The sequence below is a fragment of the Geodermatophilus africanus genome (assembly GCF_900107105.1).
Taxonomy (GTDB): domain Bacteria; phylum Actinomycetota; class Actinomycetes; order Mycobacteriales; family Geodermatophilaceae; genus Geodermatophilus; species Geodermatophilus africanus.
Map to the genome: position 1 here is coordinate 1 of NZ_FNOT01000045.1, position 2,427 is coordinate 2,427.

Sequence of the window (2,427 nt, forward strand, 5' to 3'; positions counted from 1 at the left end):
AGCTGCTGCGCCTGGAGACCGGCACTCAACAACCTGAGGCACTACGGCTGTACGACAGTTCGGGGTGGTCACGCATCGAGTGCTACGGCTACTTCCAAGACGACCCCACGACCATCTGCTACGAGAAGACCGTCTGCCGCTAGTCCCGCTGGCGGATCCCCGTCCGGCGATGGCGGACCGAGGTCCGCGACTGTCCGTGAAGGCGGCTCTGGGTACAGTCAGCGCCGTCGGCAGCAACCGCAAGCCCGGGTGCGCGCCACCAGGGTGGGCCGCAGCACAGGGCGGTGGGCCACTTCAATTCGAGCAGGTGCGGTTCGGCGCCGCGAGAATGATGGGATGGCCAGGTTCCCGCGCATCCCTGGGTTCTCCAGCGATGCCGCCCGCGCCCGGTTCCTGGCGGTGTACGACAGCGTCCTGCAACGGCTCTGGCCTGTACCCATACGGGCCGAGGACATCGCGACCAGCGCGGGCACCGTCCGCATCTACCGGGCCGGCCCCAACGGGAGGGATCCGTATGTCCTGCTGACGATGCTCGGTGGGAACGCGCTGGCCTGGCACCGGTGGATGGGGCGCTTCGGTGACCGTTCGGTCATCGCAGTGGACCCGTTCGGCGAGCCCGACCACTCGGTTCAGACCCGGCCGGTGAACAGCCGTGAGGGCGCGGCCGGGTGGGTAGAGGAACTGCTCGCTGGCATCGGCGCCCAGCGGGCGCACCTGGTGGGGGCGTCCTGGGGTGGCTACCTCGCCGTCGAGCACGAGTTGCGCCACCCCGGCCGGGTCGCGGCGATCACCCTCGTCGAGCCGGCCGGGCTGAGAACACTGCCGTGGCGGTTCTGGCTGTGGACAATCTTCAGCGGCCTGGCCCTGCTGCTACCGGCTCCGCTGCGCCGGTGGGCAGCCCGCCGGCTGCCCAACGCCACCCTGGCCGAGGATGAGCTCCTTCGGGTGTTGCGCGCCTCGCTGAGGTACCGGCGCCCAGACAACCAGACGGTGGTGTTCACCGATCAGGAGCTGGCCGGCGTCCGCGTGCCGGTGCAGGCGCTCTTCGGTAGCCGCAGCCCGCTGCAAGCGGTCGGCGTCGACCGGCTGCGTGCCGCGGTGCCGGGCTGGCGGGTCGAGGTGATTCCGGGGGCCGGTCACACCCTGGTCATGGATGCTGAGGACCAGGTGATCGAGCGCGTCCTCGCCTTCCCCCCGCCAGCCCCCATTGGAGAGGGGTCCTGACCGCACCCGAGCAGAGGTCGAACGCGCTCCGACGGGACGCCCGCCCGAGGGATAGTCCTCGTCAACACATGGCCTTGAATGGACCGCTATGGGTCACCGGCCACGGTTGAGCCGCCAGCGGTCCGAAGCCCGTCCGTAACCGGAACCCGCTACGGCGACGTTCGCGAGAACCGAGGCAGCCAGCGGCCAGTGTCCTCAGGGGATCCCCTTCGGGACACCGGCGGTTGACCTTCCGTCGCGTCAGTGGCGTCCACCAGGGTGGTGTGCGACGGCCTCGCTGAGTAGCGGGCCCTGAACGTCGAGGCGGCCACCGCGTGATCTTCTGGAGACCTTCCACAGTCCTTCAGGAGTTCGACGCGATGACCGCACCGAGCAGTATCGACCCTGCCCACTTCCTCCACGAGCAGCTGGCCCAGGCCAGTCCGGATTTGCTGCGCCAGATGCTCACGACCTTCATCAACGCGCTGATGAGCGCCGAGGCCGACGCGGTCTGCGGCGCGGAGTACGGCACCCGCTCGGCCGAGCGGACCAACGTGCGCAACGGCTACCGGGCCCGGGAGTTCGACACCCGCGCCGGCACGCTAGAGGTGGCGATCCCCAAGCTGCGGTCGGGGTCGTACTTCCCCGACTGGCTGCTCGAGCGCCGCCGCCGGGCCGAGCGGGCGCTGACCACGGTGGTCGCGACCTGCTACCTGCTGGGGGTGAGCACCCGGCGGATGGAGAAGCTGGTGGAGTCCCTGGGCATCACCCGGCTGAGCAAGTCGCAGGTCAGCGAGATGGCGAAAGACCTGGATGAGCAGGTCGCGGCGTTCCGGCACCGCCCGCTGGATGCCGGGCCGTACACGTTCCTCGCCGCCGACGCCCTCGTGTTGAAGGTGCGTGAGGGCGGCCGGGTGGTCAACGTGCACGCGCTCGTGGCGACCGGGGTGAACGCCGACGGTCACCGAGAGATCCTGGGCCTGCAGGTCACCAGCGCCGAGGACGGCGCCGGCTGGCTGGCGTTCTTCCGCGATCTGACCGCCCGCGGCCTCACCGGCGTGCAGCTGGTCACCAGCGACGCCCACCGCGGGCTGGTCGAGGCGATCGGCGCCGCCCTGCCCGGCGCGGGCTGGCAGCGCTGCCGGGTGCACTGGGCCTGTCAGGAATCAAGCTGTCGTTTCTCGGATCCGGGGTCGACGATCTGCTATGCGCGTCGACGACGAG

The 2,427-nt window shown here is 70.1% G+C and carries 2 protein-coding genes; both read left to right on the top strand.

Annotation, left to right across the window (positions count from 1 at the left end):
- Positions 1-336: 336 nt before the first annotated feature.
- Complete coding sequence (locus tag BLW63_RS25895; RefSeq protein ID WP_091162513.1) at positions 337-1,224, top strand: alpha/beta fold hydrolase; 888 nt, start codon at positions 337-339, stop codon at positions 1,222-1,224.
- 359 nt (positions 1,225-1,583) lie between these two features.
- Positions 1,584-2,427: IS256 family transposase (locus BLW63_RS25900; protein WP_244522821.1), on the top strand; the 844-nt coding region annotated here is incomplete at its 3' end.